The 18,388-nt window shown below is 41.3% G+C and carries 21 protein-coding genes; 14 read left to right on the forward strand and 7 right to left on the reverse strand.

Annotation, left to right across the window (positions count from 1 at the left end):
* Positions 1–122 precede the first annotated feature (122 nt).
* Positions 123–1,565, reverse strand: a complete 1,443-nt coding sequence (locus FB6_RS07320) for a SulP family inorganic anion transporter (protein WP_174559424.1) — start codon at positions 1,563–1,565, stop codon at positions 123–125.
* A 219-nt stretch (positions 1,566–1,784) separates the two neighbouring features.
* Between FB6_RS07320 and FB6_RS07325 the strand changes: the two genes are divergently transcribed.
* From FB6_RS07325 to FB6_RS07335, 3 genes are all read left to right on the forward strand, one after another.
* A complete protein-coding gene (locus FB6_RS07325; RefSeq protein WP_174559379.1) occupies positions 1,785–2,396 on the forward strand; it encodes a glutathione binding-like protein in 612 nt (203 codons plus the stop codon).
* Between the two features lie 551 nt (positions 2,397–2,947).
* Positions 2,948–3,529: an NAD(P)H-dependent oxidoreductase gene (locus tag FB6_RS07330; RefSeq protein ID WP_174559380.1), complete on the forward strand. Its 582-nt coding sequence runs from the start codon at positions 2,948–2,950 to the stop codon at positions 3,527–3,529.
* Between the two features lie 26 nt (positions 3,530–3,555).
* The gene (locus tag FB6_RS07335; protein WP_174559381.1) at positions 3,556–3,876 is read left to right on the forward strand and encodes a putative quinol monooxygenase; all 321 of its coding nucleotides are present in this window, start codon (positions 3,556–3,558) and stop codon (positions 3,874–3,876) included.
* A gap of 61 nt (positions 3,877–3,937) precedes the next feature.
* On the opposite strand, the gene FB6_RS07340 is transcribed toward FB6_RS07335, so the two are convergent.
* The 5 genes from FB6_RS07340 to FB6_RS07360 all read right to left on the reverse strand — a co-directional run bounded on the left by FB6_RS07340 (position 3,938) and on the right by FB6_RS07360 (position 6,709).
* Positions 3,938–4,723, reverse strand: a complete 786-nt coding sequence (locus FB6_RS07340; protein WP_174559382.1) for a thiazole synthase — start codon at positions 4,721–4,723, stop codon at positions 3,938–3,940.
* Between the two features lie 11 nt (positions 4,724–4,734).
* On the reverse strand, positions 4,735–4,932 hold the full coding sequence (gene thiS / locus FB6_RS07345; RefSeq protein ID WP_174559383.1) for a sulfur carrier protein ThiS: 198 nt from the start codon (positions 4,930–4,932) through the stop codon (positions 4,735–4,737).
* 23 nt (positions 4,933–4,955) lie between these two features.
* Positions 4,956–5,321, reverse strand: coding sequence for a DUF423 domain-containing protein (locus FB6_RS07350; protein ID WP_174559384.1), 366 nt, complete (start codon positions 5,319–5,321; stop codon positions 4,956–4,958).
* 147 nt (positions 5,322–5,468) lie between these two features.
* Positions 5,469–6,338 carry an RNA polymerase sigma factor RpoH gene (gene rpoH, locus FB6_RS07355; protein WP_086176049.1) on the reverse strand — a complete coding sequence of 290 codons (870 nt, stop codon included), beginning with the start codon at positions 6,336–6,338 and terminating at the stop codon, positions 5,469–5,471.
* Positions 6,339–6,475: 137 nt separating this feature from the next.
* Positions 6,476–6,709, reverse strand: a complete 234-nt coding sequence (locus FB6_RS07360; protein WP_174559385.1) for a sulfurtransferase TusA family protein — start codon at positions 6,707–6,709, stop codon at positions 6,476–6,478.
* A 382-nt stretch (positions 6,710–7,091) separates the two neighbouring features.
* On the opposite strand from FB6_RS07360, the gene FB6_RS07365 reads away from it, so the two are divergent.
* On the forward strand, positions 7,092–7,304 hold the full coding sequence (locus FB6_RS07365; RefSeq protein ID WP_005177104.1) for a cold-shock protein: 213 nt from the start codon (positions 7,092–7,094) through the stop codon (positions 7,302–7,304).
* A 98-nt stretch (positions 7,305–7,402) separates the two neighbouring features.
* Positions 7,403–8,554 (forward strand): ATP-dependent RNA helicase RhlB, encoded by a 1,152-nt coding sequence (gene rhlB, locus FB6_RS07370; RefSeq protein ID WP_174559386.1) that lies wholly within the window; start codon positions 7,403–7,405, stop codon positions 8,552–8,554.
* 99 nt (positions 8,555–8,653) lie between these two features.
* On the opposite strand, the gene FB6_RS07375 is transcribed toward rhlB, so the two are convergent.
* On the reverse strand, positions 8,654–9,034 hold the full coding sequence (locus tag FB6_RS07375; RefSeq protein WP_174559387.1) for a hypothetical protein: 381 nt from the start codon (positions 9,032–9,034) through the stop codon (positions 8,654–8,656).
* Between the two features lie 226 nt (positions 9,035–9,260).
* On the opposite strand from FB6_RS07375, the gene FB6_RS07380 reads away from it, so the two are divergent.
* The 9 genes from FB6_RS07380 to FB6_RS07420 all read left to right on the forward strand — a co-directional run bounded on the left by FB6_RS07380 (position 9,261) and on the right by FB6_RS07420 (position 18,354).
* Entirely contained in the window at positions 9,261–9,836 is a 576-nt protein-coding gene (locus tag FB6_RS07380; protein ID WP_174559388.1) for a nitroreductase family protein, read from the forward strand.
* Between the two features lie 33 nt (positions 9,837–9,869).
* Positions 9,870–10,943 (forward strand): NAD(P)H-dependent glycerol-3-phosphate dehydrogenase, encoded by a 1,074-nt coding sequence (locus FB6_RS07385; RefSeq protein WP_174559389.1) that lies wholly within the window; start codon positions 9,870–9,872, stop codon positions 10,941–10,943.
* A 73-nt stretch (positions 10,944–11,016) separates the two neighbouring features.
* Positions 11,017–11,472 (forward strand): phosphohistidine phosphatase SixA, encoded by a 456-nt coding sequence (gene sixA, locus FB6_RS07390; protein ID WP_174559390.1) that lies wholly within the window; start codon positions 11,017–11,019, stop codon positions 11,470–11,472.
* 30 nt (positions 11,473–11,502) lie between these two features.
* Positions 11,503–12,642, forward strand: coding sequence for a type II secretion system protein GspL (gspL, locus tag FB6_RS07395; protein ID WP_174559391.1), 1,140 nt, complete (start codon positions 11,503–11,505; stop codon positions 12,640–12,642).
* Positions 12,642–13,121 carry a type II secretion system protein GspM gene (locus FB6_RS07400; RefSeq protein ID WP_174559392.1) on the forward strand — a complete coding sequence of 160 codons (480 nt, stop codon included), beginning with the start codon at positions 12,642–12,644 and terminating at the stop codon, positions 13,119–13,121. The genes gspL and FB6_RS07400 overlap by 1 nt, the downstream gene beginning before the upstream one ends.
* A gap of 90 nt (positions 13,122–13,211) precedes the next feature.
* Complete coding sequence (locus FB6_RS07405) at positions 13,212–14,225, forward strand: quinone-dependent dihydroorotate dehydrogenase (RefSeq protein WP_174559393.1); 1,014 nt, start codon at positions 13,212–13,214, stop codon at positions 14,223–14,225.
* Positions 14,222–14,809, forward strand: a complete 588-nt coding sequence (locus tag FB6_RS07410; RefSeq protein ID WP_174559394.1) for a CvpA family protein — start codon at positions 14,222–14,224, stop codon at positions 14,807–14,809. Before FB6_RS07405 ends, FB6_RS07410 begins: the two co-directional genes overlap by 4 nt.
* 24 nt (positions 14,810–14,833) lie before the next feature.
* Positions 14,834–16,372, forward strand: coding sequence for an amidophosphoribosyltransferase (gene purF, locus FB6_RS07415; protein ID WP_174559395.1), 1,539 nt, complete (start codon positions 14,834–14,836; stop codon positions 16,370–16,372).
* Positions 16,373–16,503: 131 nt separating this feature from the next.
* A complete protein-coding gene (locus FB6_RS07420; protein ID WP_438819961.1) occupies positions 16,504–18,354 on the forward strand; it encodes a M48 family metalloprotease in 1,851 nt (616 codons plus the stop codon).
* The last annotated feature ends 34 nt before the right edge of the window (positions 18,355–18,388 follow it).

Raw genomic sequence — 18,388 nt, forward strand, 5'->3', positions numbered from 1 at the left:
TATATTTTTTTATCAATCGCATTTACAGCTAAATTTTATCCAAGATTTCATGGAAAATGAAATTTAAGCATTACACAGAAGTCGTCCAAATTTAGACGACCTTTCCATGAAAATAATCTGGATTAAGCATTCATACGATCAATTAAAGTATTACTGGCTTCATTTAAACCAATTAAAGACGTTTTAACACCTTTGGCTTCAAATTTTTGTACCACGGAATTGAGCATATTGACTGAAGTAATATCCCAAATATGCGCATGTGTCAGGTCAATTTCTACTTCTTGAATCGCTTCGTTGAAGTCAAAAAATTGAAAGAACTTGTCTGCACTGCTAAAGAAGATTTGACCACTAATCACATATAGACGTTGCTGCTTGTGTAAACTGGATTGCACCTTGACCGAGCTTTCCAGTTTATTAATCATAAACAAAGCCGAAAGCAGTACACCTACAAACACCCCTAAAGCGAGATTGTGCGTGGCCAGTACAATAATCACTACCGCAAGCATCACTACATTAAAAGAAGTGGGGTGTTTGGCAAACTGTTTGACCGAGCCCCATTGAAAGGTAGTGAAAGAGACCATCAGCATAATAGCGACCAAAGCGGCCATAGGTACATAAGCGAGCCAGTCTTTTAAAAATACCACCAAGCAGAGTAAAAATACCCCGGCAACCAAAGTCGATAGGCGGGTACGCGCTCCAGAGCTGACATTAATGATGGATTGTCCAATCATGGCACAGCCGGCCATCCCGCCCATAAAACCGCTGACGATATTAGCAAGACCTTGTCCACGACATTCCTGATGGCGGTCGCCCTCGGTTCCAGTGATTTCATTGATCACGGTTGTGGTCATCATGGTTTCAAGCAAACCGACGGTGGCTAAGGTTATGGAATAAGGAAAGATAATCTTGAGGGTTTCAATATTCAGCGGAATTTCTGGAATCAGGAAAATCGGCAAGGTATCGGGGAATTGTCCCAAATCACTGACGGTACGCATATCTGCACCCAAAAATGTGGCCAAGCAGCTCAATACCACAATACAGATGAGGGGTGAGGGAATGGTTCGTCCAATTTTTGGCAAATAAGGAAACAGATAAATAATCCCCAAACCCATCGCTATAAATAAATAGCCTAAGCTATCCATCTTGCTGATCTCGGGAAGCTGGGCCATGAAAATTAAAATCGCCAAGGCATTTAAAAAGCCGTAGACCACAGACTGCGAGACAAAACGCATCAGTTTGGCGACTTTAAAATAACCCGCAATAACCTGAATGATGCCGGTTAGTACCGTGGCGGCCAATAAATACTGTAAACCGTGATCTTTGACCAGTGTAATCATCAATAACGCCATGGCACCTGTGGCTGCCGAAATCATGGCAGGGCGACCACCGAAAAAGGCAATGCTGACCGCAATACAGAATGAAGCATATAAACCGACTTGCGGGTCGACGCCAGCGATTGCAGAAAAGGCAATCGATTCTGGAATAAGCGCCAAGCCAACCACTAGGCCCGCCAATACATCGGTGCGGATATTGGAAAACCATTGTTCTTTTTTCAGGCTTATCAGCATAGCTGCTTTCATCAAACTTTAAAGCTGCGTATGTTAAAACAAGTTGAAGCAAAAAAGCATACAGCTTTGACTTGAAAATATGCGTGATTTAGACAATATTCGAAGAGTAAGTGATGTTTATACATTTACGCTTTTTTGCAATTTACAGGTTCGATCACTTGAAAGTTCGTTAGAAGCAATTTAAAACAGTGAATAGATATATAACAAGGATCAGGTATGAAGCTTTATTATTCTCCAGGTGCGTGCTCTTTGGCATCACACATTATATTGAATGAAATTAATGTAGATTTTGACTTGGAGCGAGTTAATTTAAAAACACATAAAACCGAAAAAGGTGCAGATTATTACGAGATTAATCCTAAAGGCTATGTTCCGGCTTTAGAAATTAATCCAGGTTTGATTCTTACTGAAAATGTTGCCATCTTACCTTTCCTTGCCCAGCATGACCCTAAACAGGATCTTATTCCGCCTTCAGGGTTGGGACGCGCTAAAGTTCTGGAATGGCTAGGTTATTTAAATTCAGAATTACATGATGCTTATGCCGTTTTCTTTGGAGCCGCTTTAGAAGCAGAAGCGAAAGAAAAAGCTTATGCGGAAATAGACCGTTTACTTGCCTATATCGAAAAAGCCATTGGCGAGTCAGATAACGACTATTTAGTGGATGATAATTTTGGTCCGGCAGATGCCTATCTATTTGTTTTAACCAACTGGTCTAATGGTATTGGCCATGATTTAACGCCGTATAGCAATATTATTGCCTTGCGTAATAAAGTAGCAGCACGCCAGTCCGTACAAATTGCAATGCGTGACGAAGGTTTGATTCCTTAATCTCTGCATTAATTTGAAAAAGCACCTGAGGGTGCTACTGTTCTGTAATTTGATTTAAGCCAGTTTTCGATACACGAGTGTGGCAGGGATGCCACACGTTACCCATCACAACAAGGATGTTGTGTATGGGTAACATAGGCTTTTGCTTACTTTTGGCCTTTCAAAAGTAAGATCTCGCCTACACGAATCTCATTCGATTTTTATTGAAATATTGCGGCTGTGAAAGATTCTCTAGCTTAACTAGGATGATTTTGAGCCTATATTCAAAGAATAAACTCCTATTTGATTAATGAATTAATCCCTTAAAATTTAGCTTTATAAAAACTTATCTATATAATTTTGAATTGAAAAATATTTTATCTAAAAAATTAGTAAAATTATGGGACATCAATCAGCTGAAGTGCTTTTTTCTTTTAAAAGTTTTTAAACCTTGAATAAAAAAATATATATTGTTGATTTATTATCAATAGTATTTTGCAAATACATGAATTTTTATCAATAAAATATTTGGATATATTGGTCGCTGAAAACAAATGATCAAAGGCAAATCAATGAGTAATATCCTGATTGTGAATGGTGCCAAGCAATTTGCACATTCGAATGGCGAATTAAATGACACTTTAACTGAGTTGGCAAATGTGGTGCTTGGTGAATTGGGTCATGACGTCAAAATCTCGCGTGCAGACAGTGACTATGAAATTCAGGAAGAAATTAAAAAATATGTATGGGCAGACGTCATTATTTATCAAATGCCAGGATGGTGGATGGGTGCGCCGTGGACAGTAAAAAAATATATTGATGATATTTTTACAGAAGGACATGGGACTTTATATGCCAGCGATGGCCGATCCCGTTCCGATACATCGAAAAAATATGGTTCAGGTGGTCTGATTCACGATAAAAAATATATGTTGTCCTTAACCTGGAATGCACCCATCGAAGCTTTTAATGACGCGGATCAATTTTTCCATGGGGTCGGGGTGGATGGGGTTTATCTCCCATTTCATAAAGCCAATCAATTTTTAGGTATGAAAAGTTTAAATACGTTCATTGTGAATGATGTGATTAAAATGCCAAATGTTGCTGAATATGAACATAAATATCGTCAACATCTGATGGATGTTTTCGCCTGATAGATGGGTGGGGTAAGGAGTAAATTATGCTAATTGTAATTGCAGATATTCAGATTCGCTCAGGTGCTCAACATCGTCAGAATGTGTTCAATGCATTTAGAAAAATAATCCCTGTGGTGTTGCAGGAAGAGGGTTGTTACGGCTATGAGTTACTGATCGATCAAGAATCGAATGTTGATTATCAGACTAAATCAGCTGATGTTATTACCATGCTGGAACATTGGGAAAGTATTGACCATTTAAATGCGCATTTGCAGACACCCCATATGTATGCCTATCAGCAACAAGTGAAAGATGATGTGCTGGATGTGAAAATCCGGATTCTGCAAAAGGGTTTAAGTAGTTAAGGACCTTTTTCTTAAAGCATTAAAAAAGGACTCCTGTGAGTCCTTTTTAGTATTTTGACTTTTATTTAAAGAAATATCCGGTTTCAGGTGAGCTGGCATTGGCCATGCGTTTGCGCGGCATACGACCAGCAAGGAAAGCTTCATGACCTGCCTCAACTGCTTTTTTCATGGCAGAGGCCATTAAAATTGGGTTTTGTGCTGCCGCAATGGCAGTGTTCATGAGTACACCATCACAACCCAGTTCCATGGCAATCGCAGCATCACTGGCCGTACCAACGCCAGCATCGACCAAGACTGGAACTTTGGCGTTTTCTTTAATGATCGAAATGGTATGTGGATTTAAAATCCCTAAACCAGAACCAATCAGGCTGCCCAATGGCATAATCGCCACACAGCCCATGCTTTCTAATTCCTGAGCGATAATTGGATCATCTGATGTGTAAACCATGATCTCGAAACCATCATCAATTAAGGTGCGGGCAGCTTTTAAGGTTTCTGTCACATTAGGATAAAGGGTTTTTTCATCGCCTAAAACTTCCAATTTAACCAGATTGTGACCATCTAAAAGCTCACGTGCCAACATACAGGTACGGACTGCGCTGTTGGCATCAAAGCAGCCGGCGGTATTGGGCAGGATGGTGTATTTTTCTGGAGGAATCACAGAAAGCAAATTCGGCTGATCCGGATGCTGACCAATATTGACCCGGCGGATTGCAACCGTGACGATCTCTGCGCCACTGGCCTGAATGGCTAAATCAGTTTCAGTTAAATCTTTATATTTACCTGTACCCACCAATAAACGTGAATTAAATGTACGCGAACCAATTATAAGCGGGGTGTCTTCCATGGGAGCTCCAATTAACCGCCACCGACGGCATGAATAATTTCGATATGATCTTCTGCGCAGATTAGAGTCTGTGCCAATCTGCTTTTGGAAATAATCATTTCATTCTGTTCTACAGCAAAACGCTTACCTTCAAGCTCAAGTTCTTGAATCAATTCTAATAAAGTGTTGCATGAGGTATTTTTAGATTCGCCGTTCAAATATATATGCATCATCATTTCCCTGTATGCTGAATTTATTTCACGTATTTAAATGCATTCCAGGCTAAAACCAACCATCCAGCAATCATCAAAGCGCCGCCAATCGGGGTAATGGCTCCTAAAATACGGGGTAGGCCCAAGGCCATCACATAAAGCGAGCCACAGAAAAAGAAAATGCCGATTTGAATCAGGATAAAGCTGATTTTAATCGGAAGCTCTGGAATCACTCGGGCTATAATAGCGAGTGCTAAAAGTCCAAGTGCATGATAGAAAAAATAGTCAGTTGCAGTTTGCCACCAAGCGAGTTGGGCTTCGGTTGCATGTGCTTTTAAGCCATGGGCGCCAAATGCACCGAGCATCACAGCAAAGGCGAGGTTAAGGGCTGAAATTGCAATCCACATAAGCAATGACCACCTGAGTAAATTTGCGCATAACTTAGCATATTTTCAGGCTTCCGAGAAAGGCTAAAAGCAACAATCCGGATCGCTAAATATGAAAAAAGGGCATTTCGCCCTTTCTTTAAAATGAAATTAAATCTGCCTCTTCACCTAGTTGGAAGACATGGCCACTTTAATTTTTTCCATGGCATTTTTTTCAAGCTGACGAATACGTTCTGCAGAGACATTATATTCAGCTGCCAATTCATGCAGGGTAGATTTTTCATCATCCAGCCAGCGGCGCTGTAAAATATTGCGCGAACGGTCATCCAGCTGATCCATCGCATCATGCAAGGCAGAAGTACTCTGTTCTTCGTAGTCTTCTTCTTCAGCTAAACGTGCAGGGTCATAACGGTTATCTTCTAAATACAGAGCCGGGGCAACATGCGTTGAACCCTCATCATCGTCATCGCCTTGCGCCTCAAATGCAGCATCATAAGCCGTTAAGCGACCTTCCATTTCCAGGACTTGTTCAGGGGTCACATTTAAGTCATTGGCAATAGATTGTGCTTCATCCAGAGTCAGTTTTTTACTGGATTTTTTTAAGCTGCGCAGATTAAAGAATAATTTGCGTTGTGCTTTGGTGGTGGCAATTTTCACAATACGCCAGTTACGAATCACGTATTCATGGATTTCAGCTTTAATCCAGTGTACGGCAAAAGACACTAGACGCACGCCCATATTCGGGTCAAAGCGTTTAACGGCCTTCATTAAACCAAGGTTGCCTTCTTGTATCAGGTCGCCTTGCGGTAAACCATAGCCTGCATAACTACGGGCAATATGAACCACAAAACGCAGATGTGACATCACCAGCATTTTTGCGGCATCTAAATCTTGGTCGTAATAGTAGCGTTCGGCTAACTCTTTTTCTTGTTCAGCCGTTAAAATAGGAATCTGATTGACAGTACTTATATAAGCACCGAGATTAACCCCTGGTGCCGATAATGACAGGGGCATCAATTGATTGCTGCTGTCACTCATGTGTTCTCCTTAGAAGTGGATGACATAACCATCTTAAATTTTATCTTAATCCAATATTTTCCTGAATTAAGGAAAATTGGGTATAGAAATGTAATTTTTTATACACATTTGAAACGTTCTAGTTTAATTGAAAATAATTAAGATTCAATTAAGTAGTGATACTCAGAATCGGAAATTTTAGTCATATTGCATTTGAGCTGGTGCATCTGACAATAGCGTATTACATCTTGCTGACTGTGCGGATCAGAAGACTTGAGCAAAAATACATGCTCTAGCTGGTTTTTAAGTGTTCTCTTAAGCATCAATAATGGCATCGGGCAGGGCTTACCCATAGCATCAATGATTACTACTGAACTGGCAAGATTATCCATCTCATTCGATATATAACTAACTTGATATAAATATTAGCAAATTTAGTGCCATAACCAAATAAAATTATACAATTTAAACATAAAGGTACTTATCTAAAATAAGGAAATAATTAGTAAAAAAGAAGCTGAATCAAAAAGAAGATTAATCGAAAAAAACAGTATGAATTGTCATAAACCCGTGTTAAGCTCGTCGCGTATTCAAAATTAATGACTTATCTAAAAAGTCTTAAAATAGAATATCGCAATGGATGTAACCGGGATTTTGTTAATAGTAATACAGAATGATTACAAGCTTAGAAATAATAATTATTTTTAAACCTTGTTTACTCTGCTGTTTGCAACACCGGGTGGTCCTTTAATTAAATACAATGAGGATTAACTTATGACAGCTCGTGAACAAGGCGTAGTTAAATGGTTCAACGACACTAAAGGCTTCGGCTTTATTCAACGTAATGGCGGCGACGACGTATTCGTTCATTTCCGTGCTATCCAAGGCGAAGGCCATCGTTCACTTCGTGACGGTCAACGTGTTGAATTCAGCGTAGTTAAAGGTCAAAAAGGCTTCCAAGCTGAAGAAGTACAACCTTTAGACTAATCGCCTGATTATTCATGAGAACGCCCCAATGTAATTTGGGGCGTTTTTGTTTATAATGGGAACCTATTTTCGTGATTATTTAGTTAGAGCACATTTATATGTCATCTGGTTTTGAAACCTTAAATTTACATCCCAAACTGAAACAAGCGATTGATGCTTTAGGTTTCAAAGAAATGACACCTATTCAGGAAAAGGTTTTAAAATTCACTTTGGCAGGTCATGATGCCATTGGTCGTGCTCAAACCGGTACGGGCAAAACTGCGGCTTTTCTGGTCAGTGTGATTAACGATTTACTGAATAATCCAATCAAGGAACAGCGCTATCGTGGTGAACCGCGTGCCCTGATTCTTGCGCCAACCCGTGAATTGGCCTTGCAAATTGAAAGTGATGCCAAAGCCTTGACCAAATTCACCGATTTGCATCTGGTAACTTTGCTAGGTGGTGTAGATTTTGATAAACAAAAAGCACAGTTGGATAAACAGCCAGTCGATATTATTGTTGCGACACCAGGCCGTCTAATTGATTTTGTAGAACAAAAAGAAGTTTGGCTGGACCAGATCGAATTTTTGGTGATTGATGAAGCTGACCGTTTGCTAGACATGGGTTTTATTCCATCGGTAAAACGTATTGTGCGTTTCTCACCGCGTAAAGAACAACGTCAAACCTTAATGTTCTCTGCAACTTTTAGTTATGATGTGTTGAATCTGGCACAGCAGTGGTTATTTGAACCCGTCACTGTTGAAATTGAGCCAGAGAAGAAAACCAATGCAGATGTTGAACAACGTGTTTATATGGTTGCAAAAACTGATAAATACAAGTTGCTGCAAGAAATTTTACGCGATGAGCCGATTGAAAAAGTTATGATCTTTGCCAATCGTCGTGATCAGGTACGTAAGCTGTATGATCATTTGAAAAAAGACGGTTATAAAGTCGTGATGCTGTCTGGTGAAATTGCACAAGACAAACGCTTGAAAATGCTCGATCAATTTAAACATGGTCAACATAATATTATGATTGCCACCGATGTCGCGGGCCGTGGTATTCATGTGGATGGTGTATCTCATGTCATCAACTTTACCTTGCCAGAACAGTCGGATGATTATGTACACCGGATTGGTCGTACCGGTCGTGCGGGTACGCGTGGTGTGAGTATCAGTTTCTTGTCTGAAGATGACGCGTTCTATCTTCCGGAAATTGAAAAGGCGATTGGTCAGAAATTGCCACTGACCCGATTGGAAGGTTATTGTTAATTTGAAAATGTAAATTTAAAAAAGCCGCTGAAATCAGCGGCTTCTTTATTAGCATCTATTAAATATAGATTGCTGTATTGATTGAAGATTAGCTTAGGCTTAGTTGGCTCTGCAGCTAAAGGTCAGTACGGTTTGATAGTCTTCATCACGTGCTAGGCTGCCACTTTTACCAGCTAAAGTTCCCAGCACACTGGTGGCCGCTTGAATCATTTGTCCGGTTTTTTCATCCACAACACCTTTTAAAGCGCCATTGTAATCAGTCTTTTCATTCACGACGACTGGTGTTGCTTTCTTGCCACAGGTGTTGTTTGCAGCAGCAATCGCGTTGTTTTTAGAAATTAAGCTGCTTTTCCCGATACCGGTCACTTCGTACTGGTTATTTTCTTTTTGAACGGCTAAAGAAGTGGTTGGATTAGAGGCACAGGCCGTTAAGGCAACAGCTGCAGCAATGGTGGAAGTGAGTGCAAAGGCTTGATTCATCTTTTTCCCCTGGGTAGTTTTTAAATGAATTAAGGTTATTGAAACATGATTTTTTGAATGATTTTTGAAGGACTTGTATAAAATATGCTGCATTTATATGGTTGCTCTGTGATGAACCTGCTTTTAAGGCTCAGATGCAAGGGCAACATTGACTCAATGCTCTAGAGTATCAGAAGCAGAATATGCTAATCTTAATGCCATATTTGAGTACATAGATATAGAATCAATGACGGATTTAGCGGTAGATACGGTTCATCAGAATATTCATCAACGTCAGTCCATTGGGCATTTGGTGGAGCCTGCACCCAATGCAGCGCAGCTGGAAAAAGCCTTCCAGGCGGCACTGACAGCACCCGATCATCACCGTTTAAAGCCCACCCGTTTTGTGGTGATTCCTACGGATCAGTGCGAAGCTTTTGGTGAATTGTTATCTAAAGCGCTGGCAGATTTGGGCGAAACAGATCAGGCTCAGCTGGATCGGGTGAAAAACCACCCATTTCGTGCGCCACTTCTGGTTTTAGCGCTGACCAAATTTCAGCCCCATCCCAAAGTACCGAATTTTGAACAAACCTTGAGTACGGGCGCGGCCATCCAAAACTTTTTATTGTCTTTGCAAGCGCAAGGGTTTTCTACCATGTGGCGAAGTGGGGCTGTAGTTGAGTCAGTTTTATTTAAGCAAAGTTTAGGGCTGGCAAAGGATGATTTAATTTCTGGGATTATTTATATTGGAACCGCAATCAAAGCGATTCCAGCGCGTGAACCCCTGGATACACAAAATTATGTCAGTTATTGGAACAAATAACTGTTTAGCATCATGAGTTGAGATATAAAAATAATGTCAGAGTTGAAATTTTCAGATCTTGTTGAACCGGTTGTGGTTGATCAAAAAACGGCCTTAAGGGTGACGATTTTAGGTGGTGGTAGTTTTGGTACGGCCATGGCCAATACCGCTGTGCGTAATGGCTGTGACACCATGATCTGGATTCGTGATGAAGCTGCAGCTGCAGAAATCAATCAAAACCATGTCAATAAACGTTATTTACCGGATTTTATTTTAGAACCGGGTTTAAAGGCAGTGACGGACTTGGAAATTGCAGTTACGCATCGTGACATTATTTTGGTGGCGATTCCGAGCCATTCTTTTCGTGATGTGCTCAAACAAATCAAGCCTTTTATTACTTCGCAAGCAGTTGTGTCTTTAACCAAAGGGATTGAAGCTAAAACCTTTCACTTCATGAGTGATATTATTCGTGAAGAATTACCTGAAGTGCCTTATGGTGTACTGTCTGGACCAAATTTAGCCAAAGAAATTATGGCTGGTCAGCCGGCAGGTACAGTCATTGCAAGCCAGTCAGAACTGGTGCGTTATGCGGTGCAACAAGCCTTGCACAGTGCATTGTTCCGCGTATTTGCCAGTGATGATGTGCATGGTGTGGAATTGGGTGGGGCATTGAAAAATATCTATGCCGTGGCCATGGGCATGGCGGCTGCCTATAAAGTGGGTGAAAATACCAAGAGTATGATTCTAACCCGTGCCTTGGCGGAAATGAGTCGTTTTGCAGTAAAACTCGGTGCTAATCCTTTGACTTTCCTAGGTTTGTCAGGTGTTGGTGATTTATTTGCGACCTGTAATAGTCCGCTCAGCCGTAACTATCAGGTGGGTTTTGCTTTGGGTTCAGGTAAGACCTTGGAGCAGGCCACCAAAGAACTGGGTCAAACTGCGGAAGGGATTAATACCATTGTGCAGGTACGTAGCCGTTCTGAAGAACTGGATGTGTACATGCCAATTACCAGCGCACTCTATGACGTGATTTTTGAAGGTGCTCCGCCTTTAAGTATTGCACTTTCCCTGATGAAAAACGGGCATCGTAGTGATGTAGAATTTGTTTTGCCACATCATGAAGTCTAATTTCGAAAACAATAAAATATCACGGTCATAATGCGTGCTTATAATGACTGCATACTGGAAATAAGGAAATTTTATGCAACTCACTTTAATCCGTCATGGTGAAGCTTCTCCTGCGGTGCATGGAAAGGATGAAACACGTCCCTTAACCGAGCGAGGGCATATGCAGGCGCAACAAACAGCTGAATATTTAAAGGATTTGATCCGACCGGATGTTTTTGTGGTCAGTCCGTTGGTTCGTGCACAGGAAACTTTGGCGCATCTGCAACACTATTTTAAAGATGTGCCTGTAATGGTCTGTAATAAGATTAAGCCAGATGATGATGCAGGACAGGCAGTGGACTGGCTATCACAGTTGCCGTATGAGTCGGTGGTTGTAGTGTGCCACATGAATGTGGTGGCACATATTGCATCGTTATTGACATCAGAGCCTTTTCATCCGTATGCTTTGGCAGAAGCACGAATTTATGAACAGGCAGTAATTGCAACTGGATTGTCTACACAGTTAAAAAGCTTTATTCCAAACGCATAACATATTAATTAAAACGGCAGAACAATATTAATGTTGTATTTATGGATGCCTGAAGCCAATGGGGTTTGGCAATGGTCAACTGGAGAGCACTGGTCTCAGGCCTCTAGTCTTGAGCATTTGATTCAGGAAACTCAGGCCTATCATGGGCGGGAAGCGGTGGTTTTTTTTCCAAGCCGTGATGTGCAAATGCTGCAGCAAACTTTAGCCAAAGCACAATATAAGAAACTGGGTGCGGAAGGGGTAAAGTACCTGCTGGAAGAATTTGTGGTTCTGCCCATAGATTCCATGAAAGTCTTACATCATTTTCAAAATCCGGATCAATTGTTTATTTTGGGTATGGCTAATAGTACGGTTGAAACCTTGCAACATGCCTTAAGCCTGATTCCGGTGAAAATCATTTCCTTATTGCCTGATTTTCTGATTTTACCAGTTCCGGAAGCTGGGCAAACTGTAATTGCCAATGTATCCGGTCGTTTACTGGTGCGTGAAAATGAATTTATGGGCAATTCGGTGGATGATCTGGCGCTGTTTCTTGATTATCAGCCTGAAGGGCAACGCTATAAAATTTGTAATTTTACCGCGGAGCAAATGCAAAGCCTTGAAGCCATGCTGACGCAGGAGCAGATTGAATCTTTTCATTATGAACTACCGGCACTCAAAAAAGCCCATAATCATCCCTTTAACATTTTGCCCAAAGCTAAAAATAGTCAGGGTATATTTGGCTATTGGAAGGCCTGTGCAGCGGTGCTGGTCGCGGCATTAATGGTTCAGTTTAGTTATGATGCTACGCGTTGGTATAAGTATAAACAGGTGGCTGATCAGACTGCGGTACAAGCCGTGGATCAATATAAATACTGGTTTGGTCCCAATAGTCGTGTGACTGAACAGAATTTGAAAAGCCAGTTTGAAAGTCATCTACGATTAAATAAAAGTGCTAATACACAGGCTTTGCAGTTACTTAGCCGTATTGGTCCAGTACTGATGCAAAATCAGATTGTGGCCAATCGTATCGCTTATGATGCTTCTATCTTAAATATGGAATTGAAAGCCAATTCTGCCGCAGCTTTGCAAAATTTAACCCAGCAACTCAATCAGCAAGGCTTCAAAGTTGAATTAGGTAATATTCAGCCAAATGGTACGGGTGCAATTGGATTGGTGAAAATACAATAATGAATACAACCGAAAAACTGCAAAACTCGATCGATCAATGGCTGGAAAGTGTTACAGATTATCTGGATCGGCTTTCTGTTCGTGAACGTTATATGGTGATCTTTACCACAATTTTTGTTGTGGTTGCGGCTCTGGGTTCGGCACTTTGGTATATGCATGCTGCAGCCAATAAGCAGCAGAATCGTGTCAATGATTTAAAAGATATGATGGTCTGGATGCAAAGCAATGCCGTAACCATGAAACCGGCGGATGATTTGCAGTTAACGGCTGCGGAAAAAGTTCAGCGTGTGGCTCAACAACAGGGTTTATCGGTGGCTTCCCAGCAATCTGGTGAACAAATTCAGATTGTGGCAGCGCATGAAAATTATGCGGTTTTGGCCAATTTTTTAACCCAAATGGTGCAAATGGGGCTAAGTCTTGAAAAAATAGAATTAATTTCAGATGCAGGTCAGATCAAATTAACAGCGACAGTACAATAAAGGGTAAAAATAAAGATCTGCTAAGCATGGTGTTTTCTATGGGCTATGCCTATAATATGGCGACTTAAAAAGCAGTAGACTTTTATAGATATGTTGTATTCTCTTGCCCGCCCTTTGTTGTTTTCCTTAGCACCAGAGCGTGCACATGAGCTCACACTATCGTTATTGAAATCAGCTCATCGCATGGGCATGATGCGTCAAAACGTAGCGTCTAATAAACCTGTGACCTGTATGGGGATTGAATTTCCCAATCCGGTAGGTTTGGCCGCTGGTTTGGACAAAAATGGCGCTTATATTGATGCCCTGGCAGGTCTGGGCTTTGGTTTTATTGAAATCGGAACCATTACCCCACGCCCGCAGTCCGGCAATCCGCATCCCCGTTTATTCCGTTTACCTGAAGCCAAAGCCATTATTAACCGTATGGGATTCAATAATGATGGGGTAGACAAACTCATTGAAAATGTCAAAGCGGCAAAATTCAAAGGCATTTTAGGCATTAATATTGGTAAAAATGCCGATACGCCGGTTGAAAATGCCGTTGATGATTATCTGATTTGTCTGGAAAAAGTCTACAATTACGCCTCTTATATTACCGTCAATATTTCCTCACCCAACACCAAAAATTTGCGTAGTCTGCAAAGTGGTGATGCGCTAACCGAATTGTTGCAAACTTTAAGAAAGCGTCAGCTTGAACTGGCTGAAGAACATCAGCATTATGTCCCTTTGGTGCTTAAGGTTGCGCCGGATCTCACGGCCGAAGATATCGAATTTATTGCCAAACAATTGCTTCAGTTTAAAATTGATGGTTTGATTGTTACCAATACCACATTATCACGTGAAGGCGTGGAAAATCTCAAACACGGCAATGAAGCAGGCGGTTTGTCCGGTGCGCCGGTATTTGAGAAAAGTACCGCGTGTCTGGCGGCATTTTCCAAAGTGTTAAAAGGTCAAATTCCATTGATTGGTGTGGGTGGTATTTTGTCAGGTGAGCAGGCCGTTGCAAAACAACAGGCCGGTGCCAGCCTTGTACAAATTTATAGTGGCCTCATATATACAGGCCCAACTCTAGTCAAAGATTGCGTTGATGCTTTAAATACACCATGAATACACTGGATATTGTCATACTGATTATTTTGCTCATTGGAGGGCTCAACGGTTTGCGACAAGGATTGGTTTCAGCCTTTGCGAACTTGGTAGGATGGATTTTTGCGCTGATTGTGGGCGCAAAATATGCAGCCATTCTAGCACCTTCGATGATCTCACTCAGTGCAGATCCAGTGGTACAAAAAATTGCAGCTTTTGCATTTATTGTATTGGTGATGGTGGTTTTAACCTGGATTATTACCTCATTACTCAACAAAATATTAAAGAGCCTAAAACTTGGTCCACTCAACCGTCTGGCGGGTGGTGCCTTTGGCTCTTTAAAGGGTTTATTGATTGTACTCATTACCATGCAGGGTGTTGGTCCCTGGGTGGAAAGTTCTCCGCATTGGAAACAATCTAAATTCGTACAACTCCTGATCCCTTATGCACCATGGGCAGCCGAGCTTTCCAAAGAAGCCGCGCATGGCGCGCTGAATCATATCAAGTCCGATGAAGGTGCGCCGACATCTTCCGACTCATCGTCTGTTCAAACGCAGAAGCATGCAGCGCGTACAGATGAATCAACGAATAATCCTTTTTATTAATCCTAGCTTGTTTGCGAGGTTGCTATGTGTGGAGTAGTTGGTATAGCTGGTAAGTCACCTGTTAACCAAATGTTGTTTGATGCATTGACGATGTTACAACATCGTGGTCAAGATGCAGCCGGAATAGTAACTTGTCATGAAGGGCGGTTGTTCCTACGTAAAGACAACGGTATGGTGCGAGACGTCTTTCATACGCGTCACATGCGTGCATTGCTAGGTAATTACGGTATTGGTCATGTACGTTATCCAACAGCAGGTTCTTCAAGTAGTGCAGAAGCACAGCCATTTTATGTGAACTCGCCTTATGGGATCACGCTGGCGCACAATGGTAACTTGACCAACGCTGAAGAAATTCACGATGATTTGTTCAAAACTGATCTTCGTCACATGAATACCGATTCGGATTCAGAAGTTCTGCTTAACGTATTTGCGCATGAATTGCAAAAACGTGGCAAATTAAATCCGACAGCGGAGGATGTTTTCCATGTGGTTTCACGTGTGCATGAGCGTTGTAAAGGTGGTTATGCAGTTGTAGCCATGATTACCGGTCATGGTCTGGTGGGTTTTCGTGATCCAAACGGTATTCGTCCACTCATTTACGGTTCACGCGAAACTGAAGCAGGTAAAGAATATATCTTGGCTTCAGAATCCGTGGCGATTACTGCACTAGGTTTTAAAGTAGAGCGTGATGTTGCACCGGGTGAGGCGGTATTCATTGATTCAAAAGGTAATTTATTTACTCATCAATGTGCGGCTAATCCTGAATATCGTCCCTGTATTTTTGAATATGTATATTTTGCTCGTCCTGATGCTACCATTGATGGGATTTCAGTATATAAAGCCCGTTTAAAAATGGGTGAAAAACTGGCACAAAAAATCCTGCGTGAATGGAGTGATGAGCATGATATTGACGTGGTTATTCCAATTCCGGATACCTCACGGACTTCAGCTTTAGAGCTTGCTAATACTTTAGGTGTTAAATTCCGCGAAGGCTTTATGAAGAACCGCTATATTGGTCGTACCTTCATTATGCCGGGTCAACAGCAACGTAAAAAATCGGTACGTCAAAAGTTGAACCCTGTGGAACTGGAATTTCAGGACAAGAACGTATTGCTGGTCGATGACTCGATTGTACGCGGTACTACCTGTAACGAAATTATTCAGATGGCACGTGATGCCGGTGCGAAGAAAGTATTCTTTGCTTCAGCAGCACCAATGGTGAAATATCCAAACGTGTATGGTATTGATATGCCAGCAAAATCTGAACTGATTGCTTCAGGTCGAAGTGTTGAAGAGATTCGTGAAATTATTGGTGCAGACCGTTTGATTTTCCAGGATCTGGAAGATTTAAAAGGGGCAGTTCGTACCAGCAAAGTACCGGCATTGCAGGAATTTGATTGTTCCGTGTTTGATGGTGTGTATGTGGCTGGTGGTATTAATGCTGAATATCTGGATGACCTGCAACAAAAACGTAGCGAAAGCGCGAAAAAGTCAAAAGATGGTTATATCGATGTCAATATTGATGCAGCATCAGTCGATCTGACTGGCTTGAAAGAAGAATAAAATTCTTGTTTTAGGTAATGAAAAAGCGGGAATTTCCCGCTTTTTTAATTTATGATGGCTAAATAAGTACAATGTAATAAAGGAACTTTACATTGAGGCATGTGGGTTACTCTTTCATTAAAAATAAAAATATGGTGTGGTCTGCTAGTGTGTGCATGCTGGCGGTACTGCTGACACTATTTATTTTAAATACCATTACCGGGCTGCTAGTTTTTTACCTCGATCAAAGTCAGTCAATATTTTGGCATATGTTAAGCCCTTATTTGATTGTGCTGTTACTGAGCGTCATGGCTGTTTCGGTTTTATATGAGTTTTATGTATTTCGTTCAGGTGGGCATTCTCTGGCCAAACAGCTGGGCGCACGCCGTTTAAGCTTGATTGAAAGTATTCCTGAAGAAAGTACGGCCTTAAAAATAACCGAACAACTGGCAGATACTTTTTTAATTGAAGCACCTGCTGTGTATGTGCTGCCGGATGAAGTGGGGGTTAATGCATTGACCGCCGGATTTTATCCGCGGGATATTGTAATTATCTTGACTTGGGGGGCATTGCAAAATCTGGATGAATTGGAACTTTATGGCCTGCTTAGTCATGAGTTTAATAAAATATTATCTGGTGAAACGGCTGAAAACACCCGCCTGAAAATTCTCTATAGTAGTTTAACGACCTTTAGTCAGTGGGGTAGCAAAATTGCCAAACTTGGCTTTACCAAGCATGGGCAGGCACATACCCATAAATTTGCCACTTCTTTTGTGGCTATGGGGGGCGTCATTTGGCTGATTGGTAGTCTGGGAGTTTTGATTACCCGGTTTATTAAATATATTTCATTGGGCAGTCGAACGTTTAAAAATGACATAAAAACCCGCCGACTTATTCAGAATGATGCCAATGTACAAACTTTGCTTCGAATTTATGTGCATCATTCGGGTTCGCAAATTCATAGTGAATATGCAGAATCCATTTCACATATGTGTTTTGCCAATTCATTAAGTCCGCAAAACTGGATGAATATTCATCCTCGCATTGAACAGCGAATTTATGAGTTAAATCCGGGGCTGGTTCAGGATTTGCAGCTTGAAAATTTAAAAAAATTACGCAATCAACCGTTATTTAGCCTGTTTCGATCTCTGGATGAAATGAATAGTGAGGTCTATTCGCCTTGGAGTTCACCACAGCCGCTGCCATTGCTGCGTTTATCGCCCATTAGTTTTGCTATTAATGACGCCATTAAGCCATTAAACCCGGAAATTCGAAATAATATACAGCGCCCTGAGTTGATTCAGCGTGCCTTGCAAACTGCAACTGGCTCGCGCGAAGTCATGGTAGCCATTTTAATGATTCGGCAGTACCGTGAGTTTATTCCTGCTGAAGCTGAAGTCAGCCGTGCAATTGTCGACTCACTACTGAATTTGGATGGTCGGGTACACATCTCGATCTTTCATGATGCCTGTAAAAATATTGGCAATATGCCGGCCACGATCGCGCGGCAATTTTTAATGAAACTGGCACGTATTATTCAGGAAGATGGTGAAATCGGTTTGTTGGATGCCTTACTTTTGGAATGTGCGAAATATGAATTGAATCTTCTTCCAATTCATACACCTACCTCGCTGGAAGATGTGAAACCGAATATCGTGCGCCTAATCGATGCCTTGTTACATGTGCAGCAGATTAATAGCCAGAACCAGCTGGATGTACGTGAAAAAATTCTCAAGCGGGTACTCACTGCCCAAGAAATTGAAATGTATACCGAAATTTCAGATGAGCCGATTGATTTGGCAGAAATCTTAAACGACATAGCGGGCTTATTGTTACGTGATCGTTTGAGTATTTTAGGAATTGCGGAACTGTGCTTATGGAATGATCGCATCATTACTCAAGATGAGTTAGATGTCTTGGAATTGCTGTATTGGCGTTTTGGGTTTGAGACCGATGAAATTATTGAACTGATGCAGAAAAAAAATAGTTTGATGATCGTCTAAATGAAGTACGAAAAAATATAGATGTGTGCTGATT

It is taken from the genome of Acinetobacter bouvetii, assembly GCF_902753875.1.
GTDB lineage: Bacteria > Pseudomonadota > Gammaproteobacteria > Pseudomonadales > Moraxellaceae > Acinetobacter > Acinetobacter bouvetii_A.